Below are 14,527 nucleotides of genomic sequence, written 5' to 3' on the forward strand. Positions count from 1 at the left end.
GAATCAGAGCGCCGGCCCGGATGCGCTGCCGCCGGGGTCGGCCCGGGTACATTGTCGCCCTTGCGGGCCGCCTTGGGTCACTCCTGCCTGAAGGCGGAAGCTTTCTCGCCGCTCAATCCGGGCGTGCCTCGCCGTCCCCGCGCCCGGCCAGGCGCATGGCCGCGGCGCGGCCGGCGCTTGCCAGCGCCTCGGCGAGCTCGCCCTCGCCCACCGCGCGTGACAGCAGCAGCGTGCCGATCAGCGTGGGCAGCACGGCCAGCGCGCGCTCGCGGCGCACTTCCGTGCTGTCGCCTTCCATGAGCTCGGCGAGAAATCCGACGAGCTTCTCGACGCCCTCCGCGTAGACCGCCCGGGCTTCGCCCCCCGTGCGCGCCACGTCGACGGCGAGGGCCGCCAGCGCGCAGCCCTCGCCCGGATGGTCGCGGTGGCGCGGCGACGTGTAGAAACCCACGTAGTCGGCCAGCGCGTCGGCCGGATCGCGTTCGCGCCTGCGCCGCCAGTAGGCGGCGTTCGCCTGCAGCGCCTGGCGGCAGGCCTCGACCTCGAGATCCTGCTTGGACGCGAAGTGGCCGTAGAACCCCCCGCGCGTCAGCCCGGCCGCCTGCATCAGGTCGTTCAGCCCGACGCCGGAAAACCCTTTTTCCCGAAACAGCCGGCTGGACTCGGCGACGATGCGCTCGCGGTTCTCTTCGGCCTGGGCACGCGTGACTTTCATGGCGGACGACCTCGTTGGAAAAGACTTGACGAATTTTACATGTTGGGCGACATTTATTTTAAATGTCGATTGACATATAACTGAGGTGACCGCCATGTCTTCCCTGTCCACCCTGCCGAACGCCCTCGCCGCCGCCCGGCATGCTTTCAGCGTTCCCCAGCGCACTCCGCTCACACCGCAACAGGCGGAGGTACTCGCCACGGGCGCGCAGACCGCCTGGGAAGGCCCGGACGGGCCCATGCTCTGCTGGAGCTACGGGGCGGGGCCGACCGTCGCCCTGGTGCATGGCTGGAGCAGCCGCGGCGGCCACCTCGCCCGCTTCATCGCTCCTTTGCTCGACACCGGCCACCGCGTGCTCGTGTTCGACGCGCCGGCTCACGGCGCCTCGGGCGGCGAGACGAGCAGCCCGGTACACATCGGCCGGGCCCTGCTCACGGTGCAGCAGGCCCACGGCCGGCTCGACGCCGTGATTTCCCACTCGGCAGGCTCGGCGGCCACCTTGTGGGCCCTGCGTCGCGGCCTCAGCCTGCGGGCGAGCGTGCACCTCGCAGGCCCGAGTTCGCTGACGCCGGTACTGCGCCGCATCGCGCAGGACACCAGCCTGCCGGAACGGCAATGGCCGGCTTTCGTGGCCTGGGTCGAGGAATTCATCGGCGAGCCCGTGACCAGCCTGGATCTGGCGCGCCTGGGAGACGATCTGCACCATCCGGCCTTCATCGCGCACGACGAGGCCGACCGCGTCGTGCCGGTGGGCGCCTCGCAGGCCCTGCACGCCGCGTGGCCCGGCTCCGAACTGCTCATCACGCGCGGCCTGGGCCACGGCCGCCTGCTGGAGGACACCCGCGTGATCGCCCGTGGCGTCGCGTTCGTGCAGCGCCACACGCGACAGGAGGCTCTGGCATGAGCGGCCCCGTCCGGCCGCCCGAAGGGGCCGCTCCCTCCCTCGGGGAGGACGTCGCGCAGCGACAGGTGGGCGCACCCACCAGCGGCCCCGCCCGGCCGCCCGAAGGGGCCGCTCCCTCCCTCGGGGAGGACGTCGCGCAGCGACAGGCGGGTACACCCACCAGCGCCCCCGCCCGGCCGCGCGGCGTGCTGCCCACGCTGGCTGCCTCGGCCGCGCTGGCCACCTTCGCCTCCAGCATCATCCTGCCCGCGCTGCCCGCGATGGCGCAGGCCTTCGGCGTGAGCGACGCGGCCATGAACGCAGCGCTGAGCGTATTTCTGCTGGTGTTCGCCCTGGCGCAGCTCGTGGCCGGCCCGTTGGCGGACCGGGTGGGCCGCCGCCCGGTGATCCTCGCCGGCCTGTGCGCCTTCCTGGCCGGCAGCCTGGTCTGCGCCACGGCGGATTCGCTCGCCGTCCTGCTGGTCGGCCGGGCGCTGCAGGCCTGCGGCGCGGCCGCCACCGCCGTGCTCGCCCGCGCCGCGGCGCGAGACCTGTTCGAGGGCGCGATGCTCACCCGCCTGCTCGGCCTCATCATGGTCGTGATGGCCGCCGCGCCAGGCTTCTCGCCCCTGGCGGGCGGCGTCCTCGCGCAGGGCCTGGGCTGGCGCAGCGCGTTCTACGTGGTCGCGCTGTACTGCCTCTTGCTCGCCTGGCTCTATCCGCGCTTCGTGGGCGAGACGCTGCCGCCGGCACGGCGCCGGCAGCTCGGGCCGGGGCCCGTCGTCGCCGGCTACGCGACCCTGCTGCGCGACGGCCGCTTCGTGCGGCCGGCCCTGGCCGGCGCCCTGGTCTACGCGGGTCTTTTCGCCTTGTTCGGCAGCGCGCCGCTGATCCTGATCCAGGAATACGGCCATACCGTGCTCCAGGTCGGTCTGTTCTTCGCCGCCACGGTGTTCGTCGTGTTCGGCGCCGGCACACTGGCACCGCGGCTGGCCGGCCGGACCGGCGCCCCGGCCACGCTGGCCGTCGGGCTCGCCCTCACCCTGCTCGCCGGCGCTGCCCTCGTGGCCTGGACAGCGCCGCCGTTCGCCGCCTATGTCGCCGCCGTCTGCATCTTCCTGTTCGGCATGGGCCTGGTGTCGCCGGTGGCCACCGCCATGGCGCTGGGCCCGTTCGGCGACCGCGCCGGCCTCGCCTCCGCGCTCCTGGGGTTCGTGCAGATGGCCAGCGCGGCGGCCGGCACCGCCCTGGCCACGAGCCTGGCATTGCCGCGCACCCAGGCCCTGGGCGCGGTGTTCGCCGCCGCCGCGCTGCTGGCCCTGGGCTGCCATCGGCGACGGCCACGCGCCGCGCCGGCCGCGTCCTGACCCTCAGTCCAGCCCCAGCTCGCGCGCGGCCTCGGCGATGGCCGCCTCGACGATGTCCATGGCCTCGTCCATCTGCGCCCGCGTCACGATGAGCGGCGGTGTGAAGGTGAGCACATTGCCCATGCTCACCTTGAAGTTCAGCCCGCGCGCCAGCGCGGCATACAGCACGCGGTCGGCCGCATCGCTCGCCGGCTCGCGGCTGTCGCGGTCGAGCACCAGTTCCGCGCCGAACAGGCAGCCGCGCCCGCGCACGTCGCCGATCAGGCGATGGCGCGACATCATGTCGTGCAGGCGCGCCAACGCATGCGCACCCATGCGCGCGGCGTTCTCGACCAGGCCCTCGTCCTCGATGATCTGCAGCGTGGTGAGGGCGGCCCGGGTGGTGATCGGGTTCTTCTCGTGCGTGTAGTGGCCGTACGCGTACTGCCCGGCCACGTCCAGGTCCTCGCGCATCAAGGCCGCGGCGATCGGCAGCATGCCGCCGCCCAGGCTCTTGCCGAGCACGAGGATGTCGGGCGCGACCTCGTCGTGCTCGCACGAGAACATGCGGCCAGTCTTGCCCAGGCCGGTGGGAATCTCATCGAAGATCAGCAGCGCGCCGAACGCGTGGCAGGCCTGCTGCACGCGCTTCCAGAAGCCGGGCGGCGCGACATAGGGCACGGCGCGCGTGGGCTCGGCGATCACCGCGGCCACGTCGCCTTCCTTCTGCAGCACGTAGCGGATGGTGTTGACGCACAGCTCGGCCGAGCCCTCGCGCACGCCCCAGGCGTTGCGGTAGTCGCCGAAGGGCGGCACGTGCTCGGTACCCGGCAGCAGCGGCCCGATCGGCCCCGAGCGGAACATTTCCTCGCCGCCCACCGAGCGCGCGCCAAAGCCCGCGCCATGGAAGGAATCCCAGAACGAGATCGTCTTGAAGCGCCCGGTCGCGGCACGCGCGTAGGCCAGGGCGATCTCGTTGGCGTCCGAGCCGCCCGTGGCGAACAGCACCTTGCCCAGCGCGGGCCGGCCCGGCTGGCGCGGCGCGATGGCGGTGAGTTTCTCGGCCAGCGCAATCGCGGGCTCGCAGGTGTAGCGCCGCGGCGCGAACGGCAGCTCGTCCATCTGCTCGCGGATGGCTGCCTTCAGGCGCGGATGGCCGTAGCCGATGTGATGGACGTTGTTGCCGTGGAAATCGAGGTAGCGACGCCCCTGCATGTCCTCGATCCAGGCGCCCTCGGCCTTGCGCACGGCCGACAGGCAGGGCGTGGAGACCGATTGGTGCATGAAGACCCTGGCGTCGCGATCCAGAAGTTCGCGCGTTGTCGCGTCGACGTGCGTGTGGGCCCAGGCCGCGCGGCGGGGCGACTGGTTGGTGTCGCCTTCACCGGCTTGCGGGGCGTGAGGTCGAGTCATGGCAAGGACTGTAGAGGCTGTGCGGGGCTGCCGGCCGACCGCGCAGCCCGACGCAAATCCCTGGCTGGACAAGCGGTCAACCGCGCAGCGCAGGCTTGGAAAGGCGCCGGCATCATGCTGCCGGCGCCCCGTGACGCGACGATTACGTCCTCGGCTCGCTCTTGCTGTCGTAGCGCTTGCGCCATTCGGTCAGCACCTCGGGGCGTTGCGCGCCGGCCTCGTCGAAGTCGATGCTCAGGAGGCGGTCGTAATAGGCCGTCGGCATCTCCTTGATCGGCTGGTTCAGCGCCGGCAAGGCCAGCGCCGCGAAATAGGGCTGGTACAGCTTGAAGGCCGCCTCGCTCACGGCGAAATCCTCCAGCTTTTTGGCGGCCTCCAGCTTCTTGGTGCCCTTCACGATGGCCACCGCGTTCACGTCCAGGCCCAGGCCTTCCTGAGGCAGCACGATCTCGAGCGGCGCACCCTGGCGGGTCAGCATGACGCCACGGAAATCCAGCGACACGCCGATGGGGAATTCGCCCATGGCCACCATGGTGCACGGCTTGGAGCCGGAGTGCGTGTACTGCGCGATGTTCTCGTGCAGCTTGTCCATGTAACTCCAGGCCTCGTCGCCGAACAACTGGCGCCACGCATTCACGGCGGAGTAGCCCGTGCCCGACGACGCCGGGTTGGGCATCACCACCTTGTTCTTGTAGACCGGGTTCTCCAGGTCCTTCCAGGAGGTCGGCATGGGCAGCTTCTGCTTTTCCAGCTCGACCTTGTTCACGCAGATGGCGGTGGCCTCGACGCCGTTGCCGATCCACAAGGGCGGATCGCCCTTGTCATGGAACTTCGCGTCGATCTTGTCCAGGCCGGCGGGCGCATAGGGCTCGAGCATGCCCTGCTTGCCCATCAGGGCAACGCTGGAGGCGTACAGGCCCCAGATCACATCGGCCTGCGGGTTGTCCTTCTCCGCAAGCAGCTTGGCCGTGATGATGCCGGTCGAGTCGCGCACCCACTTGATGGTGATGTCCGGATTGGCTTGTTCGAACGCCTTCTTGTAGGGCGCCAGCACCTCCGTCTCCATCGCGGTGTAGACGGTCAGCTCGGTGGCGGCATGCACCTGGGCGGATACCGCCGCCATGGCGAGCAACAGGGCGCCGGGAACGAAAGTGCGCAGGGATTTCTTCATGAACCACTCCTTGTATCGACGACGCGGCGGTCAGCCGCGCCAGGCTTGGGTGCGTCGCAGCAGGCCGCTCACGACGAAACTCAACAGCAGGGAAACACCGACCGAGGTGAGCAGAATCAAGGTGGACAGCGCCGCGGCGCCCGCGAGGTTGCCCGCGTCGTCCATGTTCAGCACGGCCACCGCGGCCAGGATGGTGTCCGGGCTGTACAGGAAGATCAGCGCCGACACCGAGGTCATGGACGAGACGAACAGATAGCGGAAGATCTCGAGCACCGTGGGCAGGCAGATCGGCAGCACCACCCGCCAATAGGTGCGCACCAGCGGCACGCGCAGCGACAGCGACGCGGGCTCGATGTCGCGGCTGAGCTGGCGCAGCGCCGCGGTGGCCGTCATCTGCGCCGGGGTCAGAAAGCGCACGATGCAGCACATCACCATCAGCGCCATGCTGCCGTAGAGCAGGTTGAGCGGGTTGGCCGGGTGATTGAAGAAGAACACGTAGCCCAGGCCCATCACCAGCCCGGGCACGGCCATCGGCAGCAGGCAGAGAAAGCGCAGCAGCGGTTCGATGAAGCCGCCCTGCCCGCCCGAGCGTTCCATCAGGTAGGCGCAGGTGAACACCACCGGCGTGCCGATCAGCGCGGCGAGGAACGACAGCGTGATGCTGTTGCCGTAGGCCAGCCAGCCGACGTCGCCGCTGGTGGTGAAGTCGTAGTGCCGCAGCGTGAAGTTCATGCTGTACGGCCAGAAGTTGATGAGCGAACCGACGGCGGCCACCGTCACGATGGCGAGAAAAGTCACGCTCACCGCCGCCACGACGACGAAGAACAGGCTGTCGCGCACGCGGTTGCGGCCCACGTGATAGACCGACGCGCGGCTCGTCATGTGGCTGCCCTGCAGGCGGCGCATCCAGCGATCGACGATGAAGCTCAGGATGGCCGGGATCAGCAGCAGCGTACCGATCAGCGCGCCGTACGAGAACTGCTGCTGCCCGACGACCGCCTTGTAGGCCTCCATGGCCAGCACCTGGTAGTCGCCGCCGATCACCACCGGAATGCCGAAGTTGGTGATGGTCTGGGTAAAGACCAGGCAGCTCGCCGTGAACACCGCGTAGCGCGTCGACGGCCAGGTCACGGTGAAGAACATGCGCCCGTGGCGCGCGCCCATCGCGGCTGCCGCGTCGTAGAGGCGCGCATCGGCCATGGACAGCGCCGACACCAGGATCATCACCGCCATCGGGAAGTTGTAGAAGATCTGCCCGAGCAGGATGCCCCAGAACCCGTAGATGCCGTCCGGAAACCAGGTCCTGAGCAGTCCCTGGTTGCCGAACAGGTAGATCAGCGCGATCGCCGGAAACATCGAGGGCGCCATCAGCGGGAGCAGCGAAACGCCGCGCCACACGCGCCGCCCGATCAGCCGCGTGCGCTGCAGCGCGTAGGCGTACAGGTAGGCGAGCGGAATCACGACCAGCACGGTGGCGAACGACACGTTCAGGCTGTTGCGCAACAGCCAGAAGAAATGCGTGCCGTCCAGCAGGCGCTCCAGTTGCGGACCGTCGGCATCCAGGGCGCGCGACAGGATGCTCGCCAGCGGCAGCAGCAGGCCGACGGAAAGGAACACCAGCAATGCGAGCTTGCCGCCGCGCACGAACAGCGCATCCAGGAGAATGCCGGGGCCGCGCCTGCGCCGTGGCGCGTGGACCGCCGGGGCTTGCTCGTGCCCACCGGCCGGCTCGTCCGGCGCCGCGACGACGGCGCGATGGCCGATGTCGAAGGCGCGCCCCTCGCGGGGCGGCGTGGTTGCGGTGGCGCCCGTCGTCATGACCGCCCCTCGAAGACCTTGAGCTGCATGGGATCGATGGCCAGCCAGACAGGCTCGCGGGCATCCAGGGCGCGGAACCGCTCGCGCGGCATGTCCGCCAGCACGATGGTGCTCCCGGCGCTGGTCTGCACCTGTATCGACAGGCGGTAGCGGCTGCCGAGAAAGAGATAGTCCACGATCTGCCCCGGCAGGTAGCCGGCGGCCGCCTCGGTGCGCACCGCGACGGTCTCGGGACGGAAGAACAAGAGACAGGCGCCCTGGTCCGGCGCGGCGGCGATCGGCAGGCCCGCGGCCGCCACGTGCGCAGTGCCGTCCCGGACCCCGTCGCTGGCCAGCCAGTTGCTGTGCCCGATGAAGTTCGCCACGAACGGCGTGGCGGGCTCGTAGTAGATGTTCTCCGGCGTGTCGAACTGCTCGATGCATCCGCCGTTCATCACCGCGATGCGATCGGCCATGACCATTGCTTCGTCCTGGTCGTGCGTGACCATCACCGTGGTGATGCCCAGGCTCTTCTGCAACTGCCGCAGCTCGCCGCGCAGCCGCTCGCGCACCTTCGCGTCGAGCGCGGACATGGGCTCGTCCAGCAGCAGCAACGTGGGAGAAGGCGCCAGCGCGCGGGCCATCGCCACGCGCTGCTGCTGGCCGCCCGAGAGCTGGTCCGGGTACGCGCGCGGATTGCCGTCCAGCCCGACCAGCTCGAGCATCTTCATCGCGCGATCCTGCACGTCGCTCTGCAGCAGTTGGCGCCGCGCCAGCCCGTAGGCCACGTTCTTCTCCACCGTCAGGTTGGGGAACAGGGCGTAGGACTGGAACAGGATGCCGTAGTCGCGCTCCTGCGGCGGCGCGAAGGAGATGTCGTCCTTGCCCATGAAGATGCGCCCCTCGTCCTGGCGCTCGAGGCCGGCGATGATGCGCAGCAGCGTGGTCTTGCCGCAGCCGGACGGACCGAGCAGGCAGACGAATTCGCCCGGCTGCACGTCCAGCGTGATGTCCTGCAGCACGCGATTGTGCTTGAACGACTTGCTGACGCCCGCGATGCTGAGCGGGGTGGGGACGTTCTGATAGAGCTGCCGTGGTTCCATGATGTCCTACCGCAAGCGCTGAACAAGAAAACCCCCACGCTGCGCCTTCGGCTTGCTGCCCCCCGAGGGGGCGCTTTTTTGCCTTGGGAGCGGCCCGGCGGCCGACAAGGACCCCCACGCTGCGCCTTCGGCTTGCTGCCCCCCGAGGGGGCGCTTTTTTGCCTTGGGAGCGGCCCGGCGGCCAAAAATCCGATCATGGCGCGGATGCCCTCCGCCGCCAGACCCCCTAAAAGAAGCTTGCCGGCCGGCCCTCTGCGGGGCTCCTGCTGGCCAGGTGCAGCCGCTTGCGCGGCCGATCCGGCGGCCCCCGGTCCCCACGGGCGGCCGCCGGTGCCGTCAATCCAGCGCCTCGCGCAGCGAGGCCGCGAGCGCACCGAGGATCTGGTCGCAATCCTCCTGCGTGACCACCAGCGACGCACGCATGGTCAGCACGTTGCCCTCGATCACCTTCAGCGCGACGCCGCGCTGCAGGCAGCCGTACATGACTTGTTCGGCCAGCGCCGGATGGCGCCGCCGGCGGGCCGGGTCGATCACCAGGTCCACGCCCAGGTGCATGCCGCGCCCGTCGATGTTGCCGATGACCGGGAACTCCCGCTGCAGCTCGCGCAGGCCCTCGACCAGGTAGGCGCCCAGGCGCTGCGAGTTGCCGACCAGGTCGTGCTTCTCGATGTATTCGATGGCCGCCAGGCCCGCGCTCGCCGAGAGCGGATTCTTCTCGTGCGTGAAATGGCCGATCGAACGGTGCGCCACGCAGTCGTACTTGCGGTGGGTGACGATGCCCGCCAGCGGCAGCGCGCCGCCGCCCAGCGACTTGCCGAGCACCAGGACGTCCGGCGTGACGAACTGCTGGCAGGCGAACCAGGTGCCCGTACGGCCGAAGCCCTCGATGATCTCGTCGAAGATGAGAAAGATGCCGTACTCGTCGCAGATCGCGCGCACTTGCTCCCAGTAGTAGGCGCTGGGCACCACCGGCGTGGCCGAGATGGGCTCGCCGATGATCGCCGCCACGTCCGGGTTGCGATGCAAGATCTCGCGGATCTGGCGCAGGTACAGGTCGTCGATTGCGCGCCGGTCGGTCAGCCCCCAGGGGTTGCGGTAGTACTGCGGGAATTCGACGTGAAAGCAGCCCGGCATCATCGGCCCCATGCCGCCGGAGAAGTGCTCCTGCCCGCCCACGCTCGCGGCCTGGAAGCCGTTGCCGTGGTAGGAATCCCAGAACGAAATCGTCTTCCAGCGGCCGGTGACGTGCTTGGCCAGCGAGATCGCCATCTCGATCGCCTCCGAGCCGCCCGGACAGAACAGCACCTTGTCCAGGCCGGCAGGCGTCAACGACACCAGCTTCTCGGCCAGCCGGACCGCCGGAATGTTGGTATATCGACGCGGCGTGAAGACCAGCTCCTCCTGCATCTGGCGCAGCATGGCGGCCAGCACCTCGGGATTGGAGAAGCCGGCGTTGTGCACGCCGTTGCCGTGCAGGTCCAGATAGCTGTTGCCCGCCAGGTCGTAGATGCGCGCACCGACGGTGCGCGCAAGCACGTTCATCACCGGCGTGGACAGTTGCTGATGGAGGAACACCGCGGCGTCCCGCTCGATCCACGCCTGCGTGTCCGCACCCAGCGCATCGCGATACTGGGCGCGCCGGGCGCTGTCGTTGACGTCGCCCTGCTCATTGCGTAGTGCCGCGGTCATGCCTCGGACTCCACCAGCATCTTCACGCCCATCTCGCGCAGCGTGTCGAGCAGCACCTCGCTGGCGCGTGCCAGGTCGTCGGCGCGCAGGTCGCCGATGCAGCCGACGCGGAAGGTCTCGACCTGGGTCAGCTTGCCGGGGTAGAGCACGTAGCCCTTGTCCTTGGCCTTGTCGTAGAGCGTCTTGAAGTCGTAGGCCGGGTCTTCCGGCGCCAGGAAGGTGATGATGATCGGCGCCTGCAAGGCGTCCGGCAGCACCCGCTTGAGGCCGTGCGCGCCCATCGCCGCGATCAGCGTGCGGCAGTTTTCCGCATAGCGCGCATAGCGCGCCGGCTGGCCGCCCTCCTCCTCGAACTGCACCAGCGCCTCATGCAGCGCGGCGAGCACGTGGGTGGGCGGCGTGAAGCGCCATTGCCCGGTCTTGCGCAGGTTCACGTACTGGTCGGCCAGGTCCAGGGCCAGCGAATGGCTGTTGCCGGCGCAGGCGAGCAGGTCCCGCTCGTCGATCAGCACGAAACCCATGCCAGGCACGCCTTCCAGGCACTTGCCGGAGGCCGCGATCACCGCCTCGCAGGCGATCTCGTCCAGATGCAGGGGCAGCGCACCGAAGGAACTCATGGCGTCGACGATGAGTTTGCGGCCGGCCTGCTGCACGACCTCGGCCACCGCCTCCAGCGGGTTCCAGAGGCCGGTGGTGGTCTCGCAATGGATGGCCGCGACGTGCGTGATCGCCGGATCGGCGGCGAGCGCTGCCGCCACCGCCTGCGGATCGACGGGCGTATCCTCGGCGCATACCAGCTCGACGTATGCGCGGCCCAGCATCTGGCAGATCTTGACGATGCGCTTGCCATAGGCCCCGTTGACCAGCACCAGGAGTTTGCCGTCGCGCGGCACCAGCGTGCCGATGGCGGCCTCGACCGCAAAGGTGCCGCTGCCCTGCAGCGGCACGCAGACGTGCGTGCCCGGGTTGCGGACCACCTCGAGCAGCTTTTCGCAGAGGCTGGCGGTGAGGGCGATGAAGTCGTCCTCGCGCGATCCCCAGTCGCGCTGCATCGCGGCACGGGTGCGCGCCGATGTGGTCAGCGGGCCGGGGGTGAGAAGAAACGAAGGCTGCGCGGGCGCGGTCACGATGATGGCTCCTGGAATGCGTGGGGCGTATGCGTTGGAAACAGCATGCGCGCCTTGCTGCGGAGCATCAAATCGTTTGTATAGGCGCCGGCTAGAAGCTGGACTTATATCTATCCGTTTTGCGCAGGATTCTCAGGCGGCGCGCCACGCGGCCGATTCCGCCGCCGGCTCTTGTCAGTGCAACTTATGACTGCCATCCGATAAAACGATTTTCCAGGCAGGACGAACTCTGGTGTGATGTCGCCGACCCGCCCTTCCTTCCTGGAGATTCCACCATGCGTTACGCAGCACCCGTGAAGATCGAATGCGCCATCTTCGACTGGGCCGGCACCACCGTCGACTTCGGCTCGTTCGCGCCCACCCAGATCTTCGTCGAAGCCTTTGCCGAGTTCGGCGTGGAAATCACGCTGGACGAGGCCCGCGGCCCCATGGGCATGGGCAAGTGGGATCACATTCGCACGCTGTGCAACGATCCCGGCATCGCCGCCCGCTTCGAGGCGACGTTCGGCCGCCCGCCCAGCGACGACGACGTCACGCGCATCTACGAACGCTTCATGCCCCTGCAGATCGAGAAGATCGGCGAATACTCCGAGATGATCCCCGGCGCGCTGGACGTGATCGCCGGCCTGCGCGAGCGCGGCATCAAGATCGGCTCCTGCTCGGGCTATCCGAAGCCGGTGATGGACCGCGTCGTCGAAGTCGCCCGCGCCAAGGGCTACCAGGCCGACTACGTCGTCGCCACCGACGAGGTGCCCAAGGGCCGTCCCTATCCCTCGCAATCGCTGGCCAACGCCGTCGCGCTGGCCGTGAGCGACGTCGCCGCCTGCGTCAAGGTGGACGACACCACCCCCGGCATCCTGGAGGGTCGCGCCGCCGGCATGTGGACCGTCGCGCTGCTGATGTCCGGCAACGCGCTCGGCCTGCCCTACGACGACTACGCCGCCCTGCCGGCCGAGCGCAAGGCCATCGAGCGCGAGCGCATCGCCGGCACGTTCCGCGACTCGCGGCCGCACTACCTGATCGACACGATCGCCGAACTGCCCGAAGTCATCGCCGACATCGAGCGTCGCCTGAAGGCCGGCGAAATGCCGCAGTCGAACTGAGGCGCCGGCCGCACCGTCCGTTCACGCCGCGCGCGAAGGACGGTGCGGCGACGTACTCACCATCTCCACGAAGGTCTGGATGATCCGGCGCGACGCCTGCTCGCGCAACGTCACCATGTATTCCTGCATGCGCTGACTGCAATCGCGGATCGGAATCGCCCGGATGCGCGCGTCGCTGCCGAATTCCGCCTTCGACACGATGCCCACCCCGATGCCGGCGGCCACCACCTCGTAGGCCGCCTCGCGCCCATCCACCTCGATCATCTGGTGGAAAGCCAGGCCGGCCCGGCGCATCTCTTCCTCCAGGATGCGGCGGGTCGCCGACCCCTCCTCGCGCAGGATCAGCGGCAGCTCGGACAGTTCGGCCAGGGTCACGCTCTCGCGCTCGGCCCACGGATGGCTGGCCGCCACGAAAGCCACGATCGGGTCGTCGCTGAGCGGCAGGAAGTCGAGCCGCTCGTCCTCGCGCAGCACCGCGACGATCGCGATATCGACCTGGTAGTCGAGCAGGCGCTGCAGCGACTGGCTGCTGTTGCCCGTGACGATCTTCAGGCGGATGCCGGGATAGGCCTCGCTGAAGCGCGCCAGATAGGGCAGGATGTGCGCCGTCGCATCCACGCTCAGCACCAGGGTGCCCCGCTGCAACGCGCGATAGCTCGCAAGCAGTTCCTCGGCCTGGGCCTCGGCGGAGAACAGGCGCTGCGTGATCGCGAGCAGCCGCTCGCCCAGCTCCGAGAGGCGCACCTGCCGCTTGTTGCGATGGAACAGCACCACGCCGAAATGCTCTTCCAGCTTGCGCACCTGGTCCGAGACGGCAGGCTGCGTGAGGAATAGCTTCTCGGCGGCGCGGCTGAAGCCGCCGTGGGTGGCGACGGCATGGAACGCCTTGAGCTGAGCGTGGGATATGGACATGGGGCATGGGCAGGGAGCGCGGGCTTGATGGGATCATAAAGGCAGCGCCCGGCCTCGCGGGGACGGACGTGCCGACGAGGGTCTGCCCGCCGCGGCAAACCCGGCCCCCTGTCCCCGCCTGCCTATTCCGGCTTGGACAACCATGCCCCGGTATGCTCGCCCAACCGGGGCGCGGGAGCGCGATAGGGAGGCCGTTCGCCGTCGAAAGTCAGCGGCAGCCCGACCGTGGGGAAAGCCCCCGCCGGGCCCGCCTGGATGATCCCGAGCGCCTGCGTCTGGACATCCTCGACCACCTGGGCGATGGTCTGCACCGGCGCGTTCGGCACACCGTGCCGGTCCAGCAGTTCGGCCAGCGCGTGGCTGCGGAAGCCGACCGCCCAGGCCTCGATCTGCGGCAGCAGCGCCTGCTGGTGCGTCACGCGCGCCCGGTTGGTGCGAAAGCGCTCGTCAGCGGTCAACTCGGCACGCTCCATGGCCGCCGCCAGCTTGGCGAACAGGCCGTCGTTGCCGGCGCCGATCACCAGCCAGCCGTCCTGGGTCCGGAACGCCTGGTACGGCACGATGCCGGCGGCGCCCGAGCCCTGCGGCAACTGAGGTTGGCCGCTCATCTGCTGGCGACAGATCGGCGTCGCCGTCCAGGCGAGCGCGGTCTCGAACAGCGAGGTCCGGATGTGCGTGCCCTGCCCGGTGCGGCGACGCTCGATGAGCGCGCCCATCACCCCGAGCGCGCCCCACATGCCTGCGCCCATGTCGATGATGGACACGCCCACGCGGATCGGTGGCCGATCCGCGCTTTCGCCGGTGATGCTCATCATGCCGCCGTAGGCCTGCATCAGCGGATCGTAGCCCGGCTTGGCCGCCATCGGCCCGACGTGGCCGAAGGCGCCGATCTCGCAATACACCAGGGATGGATTGGCTGCGCGCAGGCCGATCGGCCCGACGCCCAGCGTCTCGGCGGCCCCGGCGCGCATGTTGCACACCACGGCGTCGGCCTTCTCGAGGATGAGTTCGCGCAGCGCGGCGGCCTGGGCAGGATCGCGCAGGTCCACGCCCACGCTCTGCTTGTCCCGGTTGAAGGCGGTGAAGTGCGGTGCGGCCCCGGCGTGAAAAGGCGGCCCCCAGCCGCGCGCGGCGTCGCCGCCCTCGGGGTTCTCGACCTTGATCAGCTCGGCGCCCAGCGACGCCAGGATGAAGCCCGTGTAAGGGCCGGCCACGCTGTGGCCCAGCTCCACCACGGTGAAGCCGGCCAGCGGTTGTGAATGCGACAT

General features: G+C 69.3%; 12 protein-coding genes. 3 read left to right on the forward strand and 9 right to left on the reverse strand.

Features of this window, described 5'->3' with window-relative positions:
* Positions 1–112: 112 nt before the first annotated feature.
* Positions 113–715 carry a TetR/AcrR family transcriptional regulator gene (locus tag FOZ76_RS00790; protein WP_143946217.1) on the reverse strand — a complete coding sequence of 201 codons (603 nt, stop codon included), beginning with the start codon at positions 713–715 and terminating at the stop codon, positions 113–115.
* Between the two features lie 94 nt (positions 716–809).
* On the opposite strand from FOZ76_RS00790, the gene FOZ76_RS00795 reads away from it, so the two are divergent.
* Both FOZ76_RS00795 and FOZ76_RS00800 read left to right on the forward strand, forming a co-directional pair.
* Positions 810–1,619, forward strand: a complete 810-nt coding sequence (locus FOZ76_RS00795) for an alpha/beta hydrolase (RefSeq protein ID WP_143946218.1) — start codon at positions 810–812, stop codon at positions 1,617–1,619.
* Entirely contained in the window at positions 1,616–2,965 is a 1,350-nt protein-coding gene (locus FOZ76_RS00800) for a multidrug effflux MFS transporter (RefSeq protein WP_143946219.1), read from the forward strand. Before FOZ76_RS00795 ends, FOZ76_RS00800 begins: the two co-directional genes overlap by 4 nt.
* 3 nt (positions 2,966–2,968) lie before the next feature.
* On the opposite strand, the gene pbfA (FOZ76_RS00805) is transcribed toward FOZ76_RS00800, so the two are convergent.
* The 6 genes from pbfA (FOZ76_RS00805) to FOZ76_RS00830 form a co-directional block, all read right to left on the reverse strand.
* Positions 2,969–4,357, reverse strand: coding sequence for a (R)-1-hydroxy-2-aminoethylphosphonate ammonia-lyase (pbfA, locus tag FOZ76_RS00805; protein ID WP_143946220.1), 1,389 nt, complete (start codon positions 4,355–4,357; stop codon positions 2,969–2,971).
* Positions 4,358–4,499: 142 nt separating this feature from the next.
* On the reverse strand, positions 4,500–5,528 hold the full coding sequence (locus FOZ76_RS00810) for a putative 2-aminoethylphosphonate ABC transporter substrate-binding protein (RefSeq protein WP_143946221.1): 1,029 nt from the start codon (positions 5,526–5,528) through the stop codon (positions 4,500–4,502).
* A 30-nt stretch (positions 5,529–5,558) separates the two neighbouring features.
* Positions 5,559–7,346 carry a putative 2-aminoethylphosphonate ABC transporter permease subunit gene (locus tag FOZ76_RS00815; protein ID WP_143946222.1) on the reverse strand — a complete coding sequence of 596 codons (1,788 nt, stop codon included), beginning with the start codon at positions 7,344–7,346 and terminating at the stop codon, positions 5,559–5,561.
* Positions 7,343–8,428, reverse strand: coding sequence for a putative 2-aminoethylphosphonate ABC transporter ATP-binding protein (locus FOZ76_RS00820; RefSeq protein ID WP_143946223.1), 1,086 nt, complete (start codon positions 8,426–8,428; stop codon positions 7,343–7,345). Before FOZ76_RS00820 ends, FOZ76_RS00815 begins: the two co-directional genes overlap by 4 nt.
* A 336-nt stretch (positions 8,429–8,764) precedes the next feature.
* Complete coding sequence (gene pbfA / locus FOZ76_RS00825) at positions 8,765–10,117, reverse strand: (R)-1-hydroxy-2-aminoethylphosphonate ammonia-lyase (protein WP_143946224.1); 1,353 nt, start codon at positions 10,115–10,117, stop codon at positions 8,765–8,767.
* Positions 10,114–11,244, reverse strand: coding sequence for a 2-aminoethylphosphonate--pyruvate transaminase (locus FOZ76_RS00830; protein ID WP_143946225.1), 1,131 nt, complete (start codon positions 11,242–11,244; stop codon positions 10,114–10,116). The genes pbfA (FOZ76_RS00825) and FOZ76_RS00830 overlap by 4 nt, the downstream gene beginning before the upstream one ends.
* 275 nt (positions 11,245–11,519) lie before the next feature.
* Between FOZ76_RS00830 and phnX the strand changes: the two genes are divergently transcribed.
* Positions 11,520–12,347 carry a phosphonoacetaldehyde hydrolase gene (gene phnX, locus FOZ76_RS00835; protein WP_143946226.1) on the forward strand — a complete coding sequence of 276 codons (828 nt, stop codon included), beginning with the start codon at positions 11,520–11,522 and terminating at the stop codon, positions 12,345–12,347.
* 21 nt (positions 12,348–12,368) lie between these two features.
* Here phnX and FOZ76_RS00840 read toward each other — a convergent pair whose 3' ends face one another.
* Both FOZ76_RS00840 and FOZ76_RS00845 read right to left on the reverse strand, forming a co-directional pair.
* Positions 12,369–13,259: a LysR substrate-binding domain-containing protein gene (locus FOZ76_RS00840; protein WP_143946227.1), complete on the reverse strand. Its 891-nt coding sequence runs from the start codon at positions 13,257–13,259 to the stop codon at positions 12,369–12,371.
* Positions 13,260–13,381: 122 nt separating this feature from the next.
* Entirely contained in the window at positions 13,382–14,527 is a 1,146-nt protein-coding gene (locus FOZ76_RS00845) for a CaiB/BaiF CoA transferase family protein (RefSeq protein ID WP_143946228.1), read from the reverse strand.

The sequence above is a fragment of the Verticiella sediminum genome (assembly GCF_007558815.1).
GTDB lineage: Bacteria > Pseudomonadota > Gammaproteobacteria > Burkholderiales > Burkholderiaceae_B > Verticiella > Verticiella sediminum.

Coding starts and splice junctions, on each gene's coding strand:
- FOZ76_RS00840 (WP_143946227.1), bottom strand. CDS start 13,259: ATGTCCATATCCCACGCTCAGCTCAAGGCGTTCCATGCCGTCGCCACC.
- pbfA (WP_143946220.1), bottom strand. CDS start 4,357: ATGACTCGACCTCACGCCCCGCAAGCCGGTGAAGGCGACACCAACCAG.
- FOZ76_RS00800 (WP_143946219.1), top strand. CDS start 1,616: ATGAGCGGCCCCGTCCGGCCGCCCGAAGGGGCCGCTCCCTCCCTCGGG.
- FOZ76_RS00790 (WP_143946217.1), bottom strand. CDS start 715: ATGAAAGTCACGCGTGCCCAGGCCGAAGAGAACCGCGAGCGCATCGTC.
- FOZ76_RS00815 (WP_143946222.1), bottom strand. CDS start 7,346: ATGACGACGGGCGCCACCGCAACCACGCCGCCCCGCGAGGGGCGCGCC.
- phnX (WP_143946226.1), top strand. CDS start 11,520: ATGCGTTACGCAGCACCCGTGAAGATCGAATGCGCCATCTTCGACTGG.
- FOZ76_RS00810 (WP_143946221.1), bottom strand. CDS start 5,528: ATGAAGAAATCCCTGCGCACTTTCGTTCCCGGCGCCCTGTTGCTCGCC.
- FOZ76_RS00845 (WP_143946228.1), bottom strand. CDS start 14,527: ATGTCGCATTCACAACCGCTGGCCGGCTTCACCGTGGTGGAGCTGGGC.
- pbfA (WP_143946224.1), bottom strand. CDS start 10,117: ATGACCGCGGCACTACGCAATGAGCAGGGCGACGTCAACGACAGCGCC.
- FOZ76_RS00795 (WP_143946218.1), top strand. CDS start 810: ATGTCTTCCCTGTCCACCCTGCCGAACGCCCTCGCCGCCGCCCGGCAT.
- FOZ76_RS00820 (WP_143946223.1), bottom strand. CDS start 8,428: ATGGAACCACGGCAGCTCTATCAGAACGTCCCCACCCCGCTCAGCATC.